Annotated in this window: 16 protein-coding genes and 1 tRNA gene; 11 read left to right on the forward strand and 6 right to left on the reverse strand. The window is 48.9% G+C overall.

Features of this window, described 5'->3' with window-relative positions:
• Window positions 1-27: 27 nt before the first annotated feature.
• A complete protein-coding gene (aroC, locus tag QUW60_RS00870) occupies window positions 28-1,101 on the forward strand; it encodes a chorismate synthase (RefSeq protein WP_289558118.1) in 1,074 nt (357 codons plus the stop codon).
• Window positions 1,102-1,106: 5 nt separating this feature from the next.
• Entirely contained in the window at window positions 1,107-2,477 is a 1,371-nt protein-coding gene (locus tag QUW60_RS00875) for a dipeptidase (RefSeq protein WP_289558119.1), read from the forward strand.
• Here QUW60_RS00875 and QUW60_RS00880 read toward each other — a convergent pair.
• The 4 genes from QUW60_RS00880 to QUW60_RS00895 all read right to left on the reverse strand — a co-directional run bounded on the left by QUW60_RS00880 (window position 2,464) and on the right by QUW60_RS00895 (window position 5,298).
• Window positions 2,464-3,258: a DUF1570 domain-containing protein gene (locus QUW60_RS00880; RefSeq protein WP_289558120.1), complete on the reverse strand. Its 795-nt coding sequence runs from the start codon at window positions 3,256-3,258 to the stop codon at window positions 2,464-2,466. The two genes, QUW60_RS00875 and QUW60_RS00880, sit on opposite strands and share 14 nt — an antisense overlap.
• Window positions 3,259-3,275: 17 nt before the next feature.
• The gene (locus tag QUW60_RS00885; RefSeq protein WP_289558121.1) at window positions 3,276-4,112 is read right to left on the reverse strand and encodes a M23 family metallopeptidase; all 837 of its coding nucleotides are present in this window, start codon (window positions 4,110-4,112) and stop codon (window positions 3,276-3,278) included.
• Between the two features lie 85 nt (window positions 4,113-4,197).
• The gene (locus QUW60_RS00890; RefSeq protein WP_289558122.1) at window positions 4,198-4,443 is read right to left on the reverse strand and encodes a hypothetical protein; all 246 of its coding nucleotides are present in this window, start codon (window positions 4,441-4,443) and stop codon (window positions 4,198-4,200) included.
• Between the two features lie 15 nt (window positions 4,444-4,458).
• Window positions 4,459-5,298: a CPBP family intramembrane glutamic endopeptidase gene (locus QUW60_RS00895; protein ID WP_289558123.1), complete on the reverse strand. Its 840-nt coding sequence runs from the start codon at window positions 5,296-5,298 to the stop codon at window positions 4,459-4,461.
• Window positions 5,299-6,025: 727 nt separating this feature from the next.
• Between QUW60_RS00895 and QUW60_RS00900 the strand changes: the two genes are divergently transcribed.
• Together QUW60_RS00900 and QUW60_RS00905 are read left to right on the forward strand one after the other, a co-directional pair.
• Entirely contained in the window at window positions 6,026-6,349 is a 324-nt protein-coding gene (locus QUW60_RS00900) for a hypothetical protein (RefSeq protein ID WP_289558124.1), read from the forward strand.
• A 14-nt stretch (window positions 6,350-6,363) separates the two neighbouring features.
• Complete coding sequence (locus QUW60_RS00905) at window positions 6,364-7,041, forward strand: DUF4304 domain-containing protein (RefSeq protein ID WP_289558125.1); 678 nt, start codon at window positions 6,364-6,366, stop codon at window positions 7,039-7,041.
• An 89-nt stretch (window positions 7,042-7,130) separates the two neighbouring features.
• Here QUW60_RS00905 and QUW60_RS00910 read toward each other — a convergent pair.
• Window positions 7,131-7,204, reverse strand: a tRNA-Asp gene (locus tag QUW60_RS00910).
• A 253-nt stretch (window positions 7,205-7,457) separates the two neighbouring features.
• Between QUW60_RS00910 and hisH the strand changes: the two genes are divergently transcribed.
• From hisH to lysA, 7 genes are all read left to right on the forward strand, one after another.
• Entirely contained in the window at window positions 7,458-8,048 is a 591-nt protein-coding gene (hisH, locus tag QUW60_RS00915) for an imidazole glycerol phosphate synthase subunit HisH (RefSeq protein ID WP_258336888.1), read from the forward strand.
• Window positions 8,049-8,072: 24 nt separating this feature from the next.
• Complete coding sequence (gene hisA, locus QUW60_RS00920) at window positions 8,073-8,795, forward strand: 1-(5-phosphoribosyl)-5-[(5-phosphoribosylamino)methylideneamino]imidazole-4-carboxamide isomerase (protein ID WP_258336889.1); 723 nt, start codon at window positions 8,073-8,075, stop codon at window positions 8,793-8,795.
• A 13-nt stretch (window positions 8,796-8,808) separates the two neighbouring features.
• A complete protein-coding gene (hisF, locus tag QUW60_RS00925) occupies window positions 8,809-9,564 on the forward strand; it encodes an imidazole glycerol phosphate synthase subunit HisF (protein ID WP_258336890.1) in 756 nt (251 codons plus the stop codon).
• A gap of 21 nt (window positions 9,565-9,585) precedes the next feature.
• A complete protein-coding gene (hisIE, locus tag QUW60_RS00930; RefSeq protein WP_289558179.1) occupies window positions 9,586-10,197 on the forward strand; it encodes a bifunctional phosphoribosyl-AMP cyclohydrolase/phosphoribosyl-ATP diphosphatase HisIE in 612 nt (203 codons plus the stop codon).
• Between the two features lie 13 nt (window positions 10,198-10,210).
• Entirely contained in the window at window positions 10,211-10,891 is a 681-nt protein-coding gene (locus QUW60_RS00935; RefSeq protein ID WP_258336891.1) for a cell division ATP-binding protein FtsE, read from the forward strand.
• 108 nt (window positions 10,892-10,999) lie between these two features.
• Window positions 11,000-12,319, forward strand: a complete 1,320-nt coding sequence (locus QUW60_RS00940) for an aspartate kinase (protein WP_258336892.1) — start codon at window positions 11,000-11,002, stop codon at window positions 12,317-12,319.
• A gap of 214 nt (window positions 12,320-12,533) precedes the next feature.
• Window positions 12,534-13,694, forward strand: coding sequence for a diaminopimelate decarboxylase (gene lysA / locus QUW60_RS00945; protein WP_289558126.1), 1,161 nt, complete (start codon window positions 12,534-12,536; stop codon window positions 13,692-13,694).
• Window positions 13,695-13,702: 8 nt separating this feature from the next.
• Here lysA and QUW60_RS00950 read toward each other — a convergent pair whose 3' ends face one another.
• On the reverse strand, window positions 13,703-15,895 hold the full coding sequence (locus tag QUW60_RS00950; RefSeq protein ID WP_289558127.1) for a DUF5686 family protein: 2,193 nt from the start codon (window positions 15,893-15,895) through the stop codon (window positions 13,703-13,705).
• Between the last annotated feature and the right edge of the window lie 45 nt (window positions 15,896-15,940).

Raw genomic sequence — 15,940 nt, forward strand, 5'->3', positions numbered from 1 at the left:
ATTATTACTACAAACAACTTTAAAAACGTGAATACATTTGGAAATATATTCCGTCTGACCAGCTTCGGCGAATCACACGGAAAAGCAATAGGAGGCGTTATCGACGGATTCCCCGCGGGAATAGCCATTGACATGGATTTTATCCAAAACGAACTGGCGCGCCGGCGTCCGGGACAATCAGCCATCACCACGGCACGCAAGGAAGCAGATGCCGTAGAGTTTCTTTCCGGCATATACGAGGGCGTATCTACAGGATGCCCCATCGGTTTCGTGGTATGGAACACAAACCAGCACTCAAACGACTACGACAACATGAAGGAGGTGTTCCGCCCTTCGCATTCCGACTATACCTATACGCAGAAATATGGAATCCGTGACCATCGGGGCGGAGGACGCTCGTCGGCACGCGAAACCATCGCGAGGGTCGTTGGCGGAGCGTTGGCCAAACTTGCCCTCAGGCAGTTGGGCATCCGCATTACAGCATTCACCTCACAAGTGGGTCCGTTCAAGCTCGACAAAGACTACACGGCCTACGACCTCGAACGGATTGAAGACAATCCGGTGCGCTGCCCTGACCAGGAGCTGGCGAAAGAAATGGCAGACTATATCTTCAAGATCAAAGGGGAAGGAAACACCATTGGAGGAGTTGTCAGCTGTGTAGTGAAAGGATGTCCCATAGGACTGGGCGAACCGGTGTTCGGAAAACTCCACGCCGCTCTGGGACAAGCCATGCTGAGCATCAATGCGGTCAAGGGATTCGAGTATGGCCGGGGATTCGGCGACATGGAGATGAAGGGCAGCGAACAGAACGACATATTCTATAACGACAACGGGCATATCAGGCTGCGCACCAACCGCTCGGGAGGTATCCAGGGAGGCATCAGCAACGGAGAAGACATCTATTTCCGCGTAGCATTCAAGCCCGTGGCAACCGTACTGATGGAACAGCCAACAGTAGACATCAACGGAAACGAAACCATACTGAAGGCCCGCGGACGCCATGACCCGTGCGTGCTGCCACGCGCAGTGCCCATCGTGGAAGCCATGACTGCCATGACTCTGCTCGACTTCTACCTGCTGAACAAGACCACACATCTATAATTACCATGGACATCAAAGAATACATCAGAGAAAACGAAAGCCGGTTTCTGGACGAGCTTTTCAGCCTCATCCGCATTCCGAGCGTCAGTGCCGAACCCAAACACAAAGAAGATATGCTGGCGTGCGCCGAGCGCTGGCGCCAACTCTTGCTTGAAGCCGGAGCGGACGAGGCGATGGTCATGCCTTCGCAAGGAAATCCGCTGGTATATGCCGAAAAGCGGGTAAGCCCCGACGCGCCGACCGTACTCATCTACGGACATTACGACGTGATGCCCGCCGAACCGCTGGAACTTTGGAAGAGCCGGCCTTTTGAACCGGAAGTGCGTGACGGGCATATATGGGCGCGGGGAGCCGATGACGACAAGGGGCAGTCGATGATACAGGCAAAGGCGTTCGAATACCTGGTCCGCGAAAACCTGCTCAGACACAATGTGAAATTCATCCTTGAAGGAGAAGAAGAAATCGGATCGCCGAGCCTCAACGCTTTTCTGCATGAACATAAGGACATGCTGAAGGCCGACGTAATCCTGGTATCAGACACAAGCATGCTGGGAGCCGACCTGCCGTCGCTGACCACAGGGCTTCGCGGACTCGCCTACTGGGAGATTGAAGTGACAGGGCCGAACCGCGACCTGCACTCGGGACATTTCGGAGGCGCCGTAGCCAACCCCATCAATGTACTGTGCGGACTGATAGATCAGATTACGGACGAAGACGGACGCATCACTGTCCCTCATTTTTACGACGATGTGGAGGAAGTGTCCGAAGCCGAACGCGAAATGATTGCCAGCATTCCCTTCGATGAGCAGAAATACATGGACGCTATCGGAGTAAAGGCTCTGAAAGGTGAAAAAGGCTATTCCACGCTGGAACGGAACAGCTGCCGCCCGTCGTTCGACGTGTGCGGAATATGGGGAGGATACACGGGAGAAGGTTCCAAGACCGTGCTTCCCTCGAAGGCGTATGCCAAAGTATCGTGCCGGCTGGTTCCCCATCAGGAGCACGAAAAGATATCAAAGCTGTTTGCCGAACATATACGCTCGATCGCTCCTGAATCTGTAACCGTAAGCGTAACTCCCATGCATGGAGGCGAAGGCTACGTCTGCCCGATCAGCCACCCGGCTTACCGCGCTGCGGAAAAAGGATTCGCACAGGCTTTCGGGAAGAAACCGCTGGCCGTGCGCCGCGGAGGAAGCATCCCCATCATCAGCGACTTTGAGCACATTCTGGGCATCAAGACCATCCTGATGGGATTCGGCCTGGAGAGCAATGCCATCCACTCTCCCAACGAAAACTTTCCGCTCGACATCTTCCGGAAAGGAATTGAGGCCGTAACGGTATTCCACCGGGAGTTCGACAATGCTATCCGGCAATGAATTCCTGAGCAAAATCCTGCTCGAACTTATTGAACCCTCCGGGATAGATACGATTGATCTTGTCAAACACCGATGATTTGTCTGCCCGGTTACGCAAGTCCCTGATGAGTTGGCCGAACAATTCTTCAGGGACTTTCTCTACCCAGAAGGTTGTCAGCGCATGAGCCAGAATGTAGGCATAGCCTTCGTCTGTCATCTGGCTTTTCATGAACATGCTGAGATTGCAGTCCACAAAATCTTTCAGCGTCACTTCGCCCAGCATATACATGGTGCGTATCCTGCCAATTTCATAAGACGTAAGCGCATGCTTCAGCCTGCCTTTCTTGATTTCGCAATGTTCGAAATACTCGGCAAGCCCTTCCATAAGCCATGCCGGCGGACGGTTGTCCGTCACCTGCAGCGTGAGGTGATGGCTCAGTTCGTGGTAAATGACAGACAGGCTGCGCTTCTTTCCCTTCTCCCTGCCAAACAAGATTGCTTCTTTCCGCTTCTTGCTATACACTCCGTTCACGCTCTGCAAGGGCATCTTCGGAGACATGCCTATGCTGGCAGCGTATTTCATGGCATCTTTGCGGCGTTCGAATACCGTAAGTTTCATGGACAGTGTATCGGGCAGCCCGAAACGGCTATAAAAAGCCACCTCACACTTCAAAAACGCTTCAATCTCTTTCTGTTCCTTCTCCTCAAGCGGGTCGCCTGCATAATCCACATGGATGTATTGCGCTCTGGCAGAAGAAGCCAGGAGGAAAAAGCACAGCAGCCATACCCGGTTCGTTTTCATAAAGATTCGGAAAGGTTTCATTTCTTGTTCTTCAAGTATTTCTTCTGCTCGCGCTTGCTCATCTCCTGCATGATAAGGGCATCGTCGGTGACCGCCTTGTAGGTCTTGTTTTCTTCCATGCGGACATCTCCTTCGCTTGTCCGGAACACCGGCATATAATGCGAGTAAGGATAGCCCGATGCCAGTCCCCCTTCAAACTTGTTCTCGTCGAGAAAGAAGAAAGAAACCGATACGCCGCTTGGTCCGGCCACCCCGACAGGCTCTCCGGCAAGGACTTCCGTACCGGGATCCACAAGCTTCTTCTCCAGCATCAGATAGGCGGCAAAGGTATAGTCGGAATGATACACCAGCACCTGCCGTTCGTTGTTGGTCATGCACACCGTTCCGCCGCGAACGGCATAGACGGTATCTCCCTGACGGACGGAAAAGTTCAGCGTCTTGAACGGCTCGCGCAGATCCGTTTTCCACGACACCTCCGCCCCGTTCTTTACCGGAAGCGCGTATGGAAAGGCTACGTTGAACTTTTTCGGGAAACGCCCGCGGAAATAGGAATAGTAGGTGGCATTCTTGAAGGGATTGTCGAACGCTTCGTTTTCGCGGATTGTGAAGATGGTGTTTTTCCCCGGCGACAAGTCATACGACGTGTCCTGCTGGCGATACAGATAGTAGTCACAAAAATCCTTGTTGTAATAGTTCAGTTCCTGATTGCCGTTGATGCTGTTGATTTCCCATTTAGACTCGACAACATCAAACGGCATCCGCATCAGGGATTTGAGCGACTGGGCTGAAACAGAAGGCAAGGAAACGGACATCAGGAAAAAAGCCGCTGCCGCCTTGAACCGAATATTTTTCATAATAAAATCTTTTTCTGACTAACAACCGCAAATATAAGAAAATATTATATAACGCATCGCCCCGGAAATCAAAAAACATTTCCGTTCATCCGTTTTTCCTGCCCTCCAGCTTCTTCCACCATTTGGTATAGCGGCGGGTCAGCCTGTAGAAGACATACGTCCCGGCATAGAGCCAGACGATGCTGCAAAACAACTGCCATCCTCTGTGTCCTTCAAGCAGCGGATAGAACGTGAGGAAACATACAAGCTCCAGCACCACCAGTGCGGCGAGATAGGACATTACCAGATAAACCGCCGCCATCACTTTCGAATAATTGCTTTTCGGTTCCATAAGCCTCGGAATATTTTACAGGGTCAGTTCATTTTCTTCCTTGTTCTTTTCAGTGCCAGCCGCGGCATGCCATGTCATCTGACGCGGCACCAGACGCGCCTTGACAAGCCAGACGCAGAGAACGGTCAGCGCTACCCCCGCCAGCGCAAGTCCCGCAGCCCCATAAGTCCCGAGCGACTCGGCCATGGTTTCGTCCGAACCGCCCGAAAGGTGATAGAGCAGCACCGACGAGCCGTTGTTGATGAAGTGCATCAGCATCCCCGGCAAGAGGCTTCCCGTGCGGCAGTACATCCATCCCAGCGCAACTCCCGTGAGAAACGCAAAGAAAATCTGCACCGGATTGCCGTGCATCAGTCCGAATATCAGCGACGAAAGCACGATCGCCCACGCCGGATTCTTCCATATCCGCATAAGATGCCCCTGTATGGCTCCACGGAGCAGAAGCTCTTCGACCACCGGCGCCAGGAAAACAATCGAAACGATGCCCGCCGGATGGTTCATCGACATTTCAAACACAGCCTTCAGATTGTCGGGAAGCCGGGTCAGTTCGGTGAGATAATTCGTCCAGAACCCCATGCCGACAATGAATACGGCTGCAACCAGCATCACCTTGCCTGCATTGGGGAAGTTCAGCTTCAGGTCATCGCTCCTCACATAGCCCCACACCAGCAGATGGATCCCCACCGCCAGCGTTGCGAGCAGCTGGGCCCACACGCTCAGATTGAAGAAAGCAGGGTCCGTGACCGGAGGCATTTCAAGCGTGCGGTGCGCTATCATGTATCCGCCATAAAACAACCACCCGATGCCGAAAGTATATGCAAGATAATAGATCAGAAGTTTGATTACACGTTTCATATGCCACTTTTGATTTTTATGCGTTTCTGAAACACAAAGATACAAAGAAAGTTTATAAATCCCATCACATATCAATCTGACATTTTGATTTTCCGGCCGGATGAGAATCGGATATTCAGGAGCGGCGTCCGCCTCCACCCTAAAAAACACGCTCACGGCAATCTGCCCGAAAGCGAAATGCAAGCATTCCGGCAGCGCAGGCAGACAAACGGCAGAGCTACCTCCCCGTTACGGAACACTGTTTCCTCCTGTCCTCTTCATCCCGACAAAAAGACAGGCGGAAGATGACGGCAGACAGAAGACAACTGGAAAAAATCCGCCGCAGAATGCCGTCCGAAAACCCGTTTCCCTCACCGATTCCAGCGGATGACGGGACATTTTCAATCGCATGACGGGACATTCCATGCAAAATAACAGCTCATTCTTGGCAAAACAAGCCGTCATTTTCCGGCCGATTTCCTCTTTTTGACTGGTCACGAAGGGGGAAAACCAACGAAAATCAGGCTTCAGCACCCTCCGGAAGGAACGGAACGGAAACAAGGCCGGTCGTCAGAAAGAGCAATAACCGGACAAAAAGAAAGCACAGGGCACAATTACCCGACCAAAAGTCAATCCAGCATTCCGCACCGCACAGAGGCTTTTCCTTTCCCCACCCGTAATTCTTCGACGGAAGTCCGGTTTCAGCGGACTTATTCTATCTTTGCAGATACAAAAGAAGACCGACACTATGAGAACAGGATATCGGACAGAAATGCTGCTGCTATTGCTCGGAACGGCAGGCTCAGCGCAGACAAGCCGCAAGAACATCTATCACGACGGATGGACAGACCTCAACAAGAACGGCAATCATACCAAAGCCATCAACGCCATCCAACGCTGGGCTATACCAATGTATACGCATCCATCCTCGACGTGGTGCGCGACCCGCGCTGGGGACGCACGCTTGAATGTTAGCTCAGGGAAGAATACGGGTTCGACGGATATGTGGCAAGCGGCAGCCTCACTCCGGAAGACCTGCAACTGCTCGACCGGCACATGGAAAAATAAATAAAATCTACGGTTGATATGACAGAAGAAGAAAAGATAAATATTAAGGAACAATTCAATTACATTGTCAAAAACGGCATCGCTCCTCTTTTGAAATCCGCAGGGTTTAGGAAGAAAGGCAATAATTTTCATGCTCATGCAGGAGAATTAGATTGGTGTATCAATATACAAAAAGACGGGTGGGGATTTAATCGTTATTTCAATCAATGGGATTTTACAATCAATATTGGTGTAACTTGGAGCGATTATGCAATCTGCTTGTTTAACAAAGTCAGTGATTTCCCTTTGGAAGGTTATTGTCCGATAAGAGCTCGTATAGGGACTATTATAGGTAAAGGTGATTATTGGTTCACATTGCGCCCCTATCAGAATTGTTCACCGGTAAAAGACTTGATTTGCTCCACAATAAAGGAGAAAGTCCTGCCATTATTAAACGACATCAAATGCTTGAATGATTTATGGGATTTAATAAAGGACAATCAATCAATGCACAGTTTTCTGATTGAACTGTTTCATGTCAGGTCTAAACAAAAAGTCTTTTGGGCTACTCCAATCGGCTTGTATGTGTTGTGTCTTGCGACAGGAAAAACGAAAAAGGCAAAATCATTGAGAAGCAAAATGGAGCAACGAAAGGCAAACATTTCATTATTAGACAAAATAGACGAAATGTATAAAAGCAGGGGGATTAGCCCATAATCCTTTAAATAAGAAAACGCCCGACTTTACATTTTTGGGCGTAAAATCGGGCGTTTATTCTGTAAAACATTGATTTTCAATGTTTATTGCGGTGCGTACGGGACTCGAACCCGTGACCCCATGCGTGACAGGCATGTATTCTAACCAACTGAACTAACGCACCATTAAGTTTTGATTTTGCTGCTTTCTCTCTCGATTGCGGTTGCAAAGGTACAACTATTTTTCGTATCTGCAATATTTTTGGCATTATTTTTTCCGGAAAATCACTCTTTTCTTTCTTCCCGCAAACAGCAAGCCAGCTTTTTTGTCAAAACAAACGGATTTAAATCAAACTTTATGTCATAAATATTAGCACATTAATTATAATTCGTTATTTTTGCAACCATATTTATTTTAATAAGGAAAGTCGACCAACTATGAAGGTAGCTATCATAAAATACAATGCCGGAAATCTGTTTTCTGTAGACTATGCGCTGAAAAGACTGGGCATAGAACCAACGATTACAGCAGACAAAGAAACGCTGCGAGGAGCAGACAAAGTGATTTTTCCCGGAGTAGGTGAAGCAGAAACAACCATGAAGCATTTGAAGGCAACCGGACTGGATCAGCTCATCAAAGACTTGAAACAACCGGTACTGGGAATATGCCTGGGCATGCAGCTGCTTTGCCGGCACTCAGAGGAAGGAAACACAGACTGCTTGGGGCTGTTCGACATTGACGTGAAAAAGTTCCAGTCGCAAAGACACGAAGATAAAGTTCCGCACATGGGATGGAACACGATTCAAGACACAGGCAGCGATTTGTTCAAAGGCTTCGACAAAGAAGAGTTTGTATATTTCGTGCACAGCTATTATGTACCGCTCAACGCATATACGGCTGCAACCACCCAATACATCCTTCCATTCAGCGCCGCATTGCACAAGGACAATTTCTATGCCACCCAATTTCATCCGGAAAAGAGCGGGACGGCGGGGGCAAGAATATTGGCCAACTTTCTGAATCTTTAAACAACCACCTAAAATCCGCACAACATGATTGAACTGATACCTGCCATTGACATCATCGACGGAAAATGCGTCCGCCTTTCCAAAGGAGAATACGACTCAAAAAAAGTCTACAACGAAAATCCGCTGGAAGTGGCAAAAGAATTTGAAGCGAACGGCCTGAAACGTCTTCACGTGGTAGATCTGGACGGAGCCGCCTCAAAACATATAGTCAACTACCGGACACTGGAACAATTGGCCGGACACACGTCACTGACTATCGACTTTGGAGGAGGAATCAAAACCGATGACGACCTGCACATCGCTTTCGATTCGGGAGCACAAATGGTCACGCTTGGAAGCATTGCCATAAAGAACCCGGAACTCTTTGAAAGATGGCTCAAGACATACGGAAACGAACGCATTATCTTGGGAGCAGATGCAAAAAACGGCAAAATTGCCGTAAGCGGATGGAAAGAGGAAAGCGAAACGGAACTGATGGATTTTCTTGCCCGGTACATCACCAAAGGAGTAAGCAAGGTCCTTTGCACAGATATCAGCCGGGACGGCATGATGGAAGGCCCCGCAACCGACCTCTACCGCGAAATCATGCAAGCTCATCCTGACATCCACCTGATAGCAAGCGGCGGAGTGAGCAACATTGATGATATATACAGACTGGACGAGGCGGGAATCCCTGCCGTCGTGTTCGGAAAAGCAATTTATGAGGGACGGATCCGGCTGAAGGAACTGACCTCTCTCCTATTATAATATAAAACCGGCCATGCTAGCAAAACGCATTATCCCATGCCTGGACATCAAGGATGGACAGACAGTGAAAGGGACCAACTTCGTCAATCTGCGCCAGGCAGGCGATCCGGTGGAACTCGGAAAAGCTTACAGCGCACAAGGTGCCGACGAACTGGTTTATCTGGACATAACAGCCAGTCATGAAGGCAGAAAGACCTTCACGGAACTGGTCAAACGGATCGCTTCGGAAATTGACATCCCGTTCACCGTAGGAGGAGGGATTAACGAACTTGCCGACGTAGACCGGCTTCTGAATGCCGGAGCCGACAAAGTATCGGTCAATTCAGCCGCTATCCGTTCTCCGCAGCTTATAGACGAAATCGCCAAACATTTCGGCTCGCAAGTGTGCGTCGTGGCCATTGATGCCCGACAAACCCCACAAGGATGGAAATGTTACCTCAACGGGGGACGGGTTGAAACCGAACGGCAGCTTTTCGAATGGGCGCACGAAGCCAACGACCGCGGGGCTGGAGAAATACTTTTCACCAGCATGGACCATGACGGAGTGAAAACAGGATACGCCAACGAAGCCTTGGCAAAACTTTCTGATTTGCTCACAATACCTGTCATCGCATCAGGAGGAGCCGGAAAAATGGAACACTTCCGCGACGCTTTCTCAAAAGGAAAAGCCGATGCGGCACTGGCTGCAAGCGTTTTTCACTTCGGAGAAATTCCAATACCCGAACTAAAAAAGTATCTTTGCCGTGAAGGCATCAACATAAGAATATAATTAAAAAACAGAACATATATGATGGAACTAGATTTCGATAAAATGGACGGCCTGATTCCGGCCATAATCCAGGACAACAGCACACAGAAAGTACTGATGCTGGGATTCATGAATAAAGAAGCTTACGAAAAGACTGTCGAAACAGGCAAAGTAACCTTTTTCAGCCGCACGAAAAAACGCCTCTGGACCAAGGGGGAAGAAAGCGGAAACTTTCTGAACGTCGTGTCCATCAAAGCCGACTGCGACAACGACACCCTGCTGGTCATGGCAAATCCGTGCGGACCGGTCTGCCACAAGGGAACGGATACATGCTGGGGAGAAAAAAATGAGCAGGACATCATGTTTCTGAAAGAACTGCAAGACTTCATAGACAAACGCCACGAAGAAATGCCTGAAAACTCATACACAACCAGCCTTTTCAAGTCGGGCGTAAACAAAATGGCACAGAAAGTTGGCGAAGAAGCCGTGGAAACAATCATCGAAGCATGCAACGGCACAGACGAACGGCTTATTTATGAAGGAGCAGATCTGCTTTACCACCTGATCGTGCTGCTCACCTCGAAAGGCTACCGCATCGAAGACCTGGCACGGGAACTGAAAGAACGCCACAGTGCAACCTGGAAAAAACATTGATTCGGGTGTGAATATGGAGAACCAGACAATCATATCGTATAAAAATGTAGAAATCGAACTTCAAGGCCAGATTATCCTGACAGGAATCGACTTCGAACTGAAACAAGGAGAATTCGTCTATCTGATCGGAAAAGTGGGAAGCGGAAAGTCTACATTCCTCAAAACCATCTATGGAGAAGTAGAGATAAAGCAGGGCGAGGCCAACGTGCTGGGACACGACATGCAGAGCATCAGACAAAAAGACATCCCCTCCCTCCGAAGAAGGCTGGGAATCGTTTTCCAGGATTTCCAACTGCTGACAGACCGGACTGTGTATGAAAACCTGAAGTTCGTTCTGAAAGCGACCGGATGGAAAAACAAGATGGAAATCGAAAACCGGATTCAGGAAGTGCTGACACAAGTAGGCATGGAAACCAAAGGATACAAAATGCCAAACGAGCTGTCGGGAGGAGAACAGCAGCGCATTGTCATTGCGCGGGCGATACTCAACAGGCCGGACATTATTCTCGCTGATGAACCGACCGGCAATCTGGATGCGGAAACCGGACGGAAAATCGTGGAACTGCTGAAAGAAATATGCAGCCAGGGATCGGCCATCATCATGACGACCCACAACCTGAATCTGCTGAACGAATTTCCAGGGAAAGTATACCGGTGCGAACAACACCGCTTCAATCCAATGCACAATTCATAAAAAAGACAAAGCAGGAAATGATTTTTACCCGAAAAAACCGGCAATCAGCAATTTATTCGTAAATTTGCGGCAAATTATATTCACAAACAATTAAATTCGAAACGTAAAATGAAAGTTTTAAAGTTTGGAGGAACATCGGTAGGTTCTGCACAAAGAATGAAAGATGTTGCCAAATTAATTACTGACGGCGAACAGAAAATTGTAGTTCTTTCCGCCATGTCGGGAACAACCAACACACTAGTTGAAATTTCGGATTATCTGTACAAGAAAAATCCAGAGGGCGCGAATGAAATCATCAACAGACTGGAGGCCAAATACAAACAGCATATTGATGAGTTATATTCTACGGAAGAATATAAACAGAAGACCCTGGAATTTGTCAAAGCTGTATTCGACTATATTCGCTCATACACCAAAGATATCTTCACTTTGTTCGAAGAAAAAGTAATCCTGGCTCAAGGAGAAATAATCTCTACGAACATGGTTACCAACTACCTGTGCGAACAGGGAGTGAAAGCCGTACTGATTCCGGCGCTTGAGTTCATGCGCACGGACAAGAACGGCGAACCTGACCTGACTTATATCCGCGAAAAGCTTGACGCGCAGCTAGAAGCGAACGCCGGATATGAAATATACATTACACAAGGATTCATCTGCCGCAACGCTTATGGAGAAATCGACAACCTGCAGCGCGGCGGAAGCGACTATACCGCCTCACTTATCGGAGCGGCAATCAATGCTTCTGAAATCCAGATCTGGACTGACATCGACGGCATGCATGACAACGATCCGCGTATCGTGGACAAAACGTCGCCGGTACGCCAGCTTCATTTTGAAGAAGCTGCAGAACTGGCCTATTTCGGAGCAAAAATCCTGCATCCCACTTGTGTACAGCCAGCCAAATATGCAAATATCCCTGTACGCCTGCTCAACACGATGGAACCGTCGGCTCCGGGAACGCTGATTTCAAACGACACAGAAAAGGGAAAGATCAAGGCTGTTGCCGCCAAGGACAACATCACGGCAATTAAAATCAAGTCAAGCCGTATGCTGCTTGCACACGGATTCCTCCGCAAGGTCTTTGAGATATTCGAAAGCTACCAGACAGCCATTGATATGGTCTGCACTTCCGAGGTGGGTGTGTCGATGTCGATAGACAACACCAAACACCTGAATGAAATCGTAAACGACCTGAAAAAATACGGAACAGTTACGGTAGACGATGACATGTGCATTGTCTGCGTCGTGGGTGATTTAGAATGGGAAAATGTCGGCTTCGAAGCCAAAGCGCTTGATGCCATGCGCGATATTCCGGTGCGCATGATTTCATACGGAGGTAGCAACTACAATATTTCGTTCCTGATCCGTGAGTCGGACAAGCAACGTGCACTCCAGTCATTAAGCGACGTGCTTTTCAATCACAAATAAACCACTCACATGATGTGACATGCGGAGCGGATGAAACGGTTGACTGCCGCATCATCCGCTCTTTTTGCAAAGCCTCCTTTTCAACGGCTAGAAATTACGCCGGACCAGACACAAAGCAACGGAGCCAATAAAACATCCGTTTTACTGCGAACAAGCGGCAACGCGTTCTGACTTATAGCAATACATTATACAAAACAAGTAAATTTAAAGACATATGAAAGGAACATTCCCCGTAAACAAATTCCGCGAACTGGAAACTCCGTTTTATTACTACGACACGAACTTGCTGCGCAATACGCTCAAGACCATCAGTTCCGAAGCCGGGAAATATGGCAAATATCACGTGCATTATGCCGTGAAAGCAAACGCAAATCCAAAAATCCTTAGCATCATACGCGAAAGCGGACTGGGTGCCGACTGCGTAAGCGGAGGAGAAATCAAGGCGGCCATCAAAGCCGGATTCCCTGCCGGCAAGATTGTCTTTGCCGGAGTGGGCAAAACAGACAAGGAGATTAACCTTGCACTTGATTACGATATCTTCTGCTTCAACGTAGAGTCTGTTCCCGAACTGGAAGTCATCAACGAACTTGCAGCAGCTAAAAACAAGACGGCGCGCATCGCTTTCCGGATCAATCCGGACGTAGGAGCACACACACATGCCAACATCACAACCGGACTGGCGGAAAACAAGTTCGGAATCAGCATGAAAGACATGGATTACGTCATCGACCGTGCGCTGGAAATGAAGAACGTCAAATTCTGCGGGCTGCACTTCCATATTGGCTCGCAAATCATGGATATGGGGGATTTCATCGCTCTCTGCAACCGCATAAACGAACTTCAGGAGAAGCTTTATGCACGCCAGATCATTGTAGAACACATCAATGTGGGAGGAGGTCTGGGTATCGACTATATGCATCCGAACCGACAGGCTGTCCCTGCTTTTGCCGAATATTTCGAAACATACCACAAACACCTGCGGCTGCGTCCGCAACAGACGCTGCACTTCGAACTGGGACGATCGGTTGTAGGCCAATGCGGAAGCCTGATTACAAAAGTAATCTACGTAAAGCAAGGGACAAACAAACAGTTTGCCATCGTTGATGCAGGCATGACGGACCTCATCCGCCCGGCACTGTACCAGGCATACCATAAAATCGAAAACATCACATCGGAAGAGCCCGCAGAGGCATACGATGTCGTGGGGCCGATCTGCGAATCATCCGATGTATTCGGAAAGGCCATCGACCTGAACAAGGCCCGCCGCGGCGACCTTTTCGCCATCCGCTCGGCCGGTGCCTACGGGGAAATCATGGCATCAGGATACAACTGCCGCCCGCTGCCTCAAAGCTATACATCCGATGAACTGGTATAATCCCGGCATCATCTGTTATTGTCATTGAACAGTTCAAAGGTAAATTTGCATCCTACAGATGTAAATTTACCTTTTTCATTTCCGATAAAGATACCGGCATCGAATATATGCGTGGCAAAGCCGTATCCGAATTCCAAATAAGGATTCAGATGAGGCATGAAAAGAACGCCCGCATAGATGCGCTCCTTCTGCACAAACGAAAGCAGCTTGCTCACTGGATAAAGAAGAATAAACGGAGCCTCATAAGTAAAGTTTCCCCGTATATAATGGCTTGAAGCGTTATACCAGCGGCCATCAAGCGTCTGAAAAGTTCCTCCGATGTCATCATTCCACCCCTGAGGAAGATTCAGATTGGAGAAATGCGCATAATCGACGAAATACATATCCGACTGGTCTGTAAACATACCCCCACCTACATGATACGAAAGTGAGCGCACATTGCGCAAACGGATATTCTGCTCAATGGAAAGTTCTATCCGCTCGTATGTTCCCGAGTTCTTCAACAGACGGATGCCCCTTTCATAGTCCAGCATGAAAGTCGGATAAAGAGAGCCGACATTGATTTTCCGCTTTCCGTTCATATAGTAATACATGCCCGGAGTCCATTCCACACGGATGCGGGGAGCGAAACTGTTGTATTTGGAACGGACCCGCGTTTCCACTTCCGGCGTGCTTTTCGTATAACGCCAGTGCATCGAAAGTCCGGTCCACAGACGAAGGCCGTTGACAATCTCGAAGTTGTGCGACACGTCCACATAGATGTCCTTGAAATAGTCAAGTTCAAGTCCGTCAAAAGAAAACGTACTGTCAGGCATCTGCTCCAGCTGGTCAAGCACCACACTGCTGTAAATCCGGTTACCGTTTCCGGCATGAAGCTCAAAGGCACCGTGTCTTGCCGGATTGTACACATACTCCACATCCACCTTTCCATACAATTCCTTCTTCGTAAAGTTGAAGCCTATTTGCGGAGCAATACGCAGAAGCTTGCCGTCATGAAACAGTTTATTGTACTTAAACACTTGCCGGTAGGAGATTCCATTGCGGTGGCTGTAGCTCACGAGCAGGGGATTGATGATAGGCGAACAGGATATGTTGCCCACCTTCGAGAGGTCTACGTTATAGCTGCTGATGAGGGCATCTCCGATCTGTCCCCAGAATACAAAACTTTTCTTCAGCGGCCCTTCGGCTTTAGAGGAATCAGCCTTGTGCGTCCGCAGCCTGTAATCCAGGCTTTTGTACAGCGAATCCTCCGCCGCTTCCAAAGGAATGGGACGGATACGGTCGAACGAATCTCTCGACATGACCAGACTGCTGGTGTCAGAAGTCAGCGTGTAAGAAGCGGTCAAGTCATAATCACTTTTGTTTTTCCGCGGTATAATTTCTTCGCCCGGCTTGCGGAACACTACCTCCGTATATTTCATCCATCCCGTATAGCGCATTTCAAGGTGATTGCGGAGAAACTTGAAATGCAGGTCAAGATCCATCACAGCCGGCAGATACCTGGTCTTTTCCGTATTGCCCATTTGCATCGCTACCCGAAATCCAACCAGATCATATTTCCCCGACAAATCCAGATAACGGATGGTCCAGTCGGCCGACGAAACCCATATCACCCCTTCAACCAGCTGCGTGCTCTTGTACCGCGGAGTAACCCTGATCTTGTAGACAGGTCCGCCAGCCTGATACACCACATCCTCCAACGCATAGCGATAATGCATCCGCGCTTCACGATTGAACGGCGATATAAGGCGGTCGCCCATAAGCGAAGGCGCATAGATATTGAAGCGCATATAGTCGATGATGTCAAAAGCCTCTCCGCGCACGCTGGGAAACGTGGTAGACACGGCCCTCACCTTCCGGTCTATAATATTCGGAGCCGTGAAATGCAGGTCGCTGACCGATTCATAAAGATACTCCTTCACGCCCTTTTCAAGGCGGAACATCGACGGCAAATATTTGATTATCCGATTCTGCTTATGCACTTTCAGGTTGCCTTTAAGATACAACTCGCTCTTATAGCTTTTCACCTTCGAGGCATGTTCCGCAGCGGCGTCAAATATATGGTTCAACACCGAATCGGGTGTAATCCGGGAATTATTGTTCCCGCTGCCAAACGTTCCCCCTCTCGCCGGAACGGCAATGAAGCCAAACGCCAGCGCTGCCACCAAAGCCAATATGTTAAAAATTCTGATTCGGCACATAATCAGTGACAAATATATAACAAAGCCACATTTTAAAGGCATTTT

The organism is Bacteroides gallinaceum (assembly GCF_030373775.1).
Taxonomy (GTDB): Bacteria; Bacteroidota; Bacteroidia; order Bacteroidales; family Bacteroidaceae; genus Phocaeicola; species Phocaeicola excrementipullorum.

Excerpts from the sequence above, each read along its gene's own strand:
- QUW60_RS00875 (WP_289558119.1), top strand. The coding sequence starts at position 1,107 with ATGGACATCAAAGAATACATCAGAGAAAACGAAAGCCGGTTTCTGGAC.
- QUW60_RS00880 (WP_289558120.1), bottom strand. The coding sequence starts at position 3,258 with ATGAAAACGAACCGGGTATGGCTGCTGTGCTTTTTCCTCCTGGCTTCT.
- QUW60_RS00885 (WP_289558121.1), bottom strand. The coding sequence starts at position 4,112 with ATGAAAAATATTCGGTTCAAGGCGGCAGCGGCTTTTTTCCTGATGTCC.
- QUW60_RS00890 (WP_289558122.1), bottom strand. The coding sequence starts at position 4,443 with ATGGAACCGAAAAGCAATTATTCGAAAGTGATGGCGGCGGTTTATCTG.
- QUW60_RS00895 (WP_289558123.1), bottom strand. The coding sequence starts at position 5,298 with ATGAAACGTGTAATCAAACTTCTGATCTATTATCTTGCATATACTTTC.
- QUW60_RS00900 (WP_289558124.1), top strand. The coding sequence starts at position 6,026 with ATGAGAACAGGATATCGGACAGAAATGCTGCTGCTATTGCTCGGAACG.
- QUW60_RS00905 (WP_289558125.1), top strand. The coding sequence starts at position 6,364 with ATGACAGAAGAAGAAAAGATAAATATTAAGGAACAATTCAATTACATT.
- hisH (WP_258336888.1), top strand. The coding sequence starts at position 7,458 with ATGAAGGTAGCTATCATAAAATACAATGCCGGAAATCTGTTTTCTGTA.
- hisA (WP_258336889.1), top strand. The coding sequence starts at position 8,073 with ATGATTGAACTGATACCTGCCATTGACATCATCGACGGAAAATGCGTC.
- hisF (WP_258336890.1), top strand. The coding sequence starts at position 8,809 with ATGCTAGCAAAACGCATTATCCCATGCCTGGACATCAAGGATGGACAG.
- hisIE (WP_289558179.1), top strand. The coding sequence starts at position 9,586 with ATGGAACTAGATTTCGATAAAATGGACGGCCTGATTCCGGCCATAATC.
- QUW60_RS00935 (WP_258336891.1), top strand. The coding sequence starts at position 10,211 with ATGGAGAACCAGACAATCATATCGTATAAAAATGTAGAAATCGAACTT.
- QUW60_RS00940 (WP_258336892.1), top strand. The coding sequence starts at position 11,000 with ATGAAAGTTTTAAAGTTTGGAGGAACATCGGTAGGTTCTGCACAAAGA.
- lysA (WP_289558126.1), top strand. The coding sequence starts at position 12,534 with ATGAAAGGAACATTCCCCGTAAACAAATTCCGCGAACTGGAAACTCCG.
- QUW60_RS00950 (WP_289558127.1), bottom strand. The coding sequence starts at position 15,895 with ATGTGCCGAATCAGAATTTTTAACATATTGGCTTTGGTGGCAGCGCTG.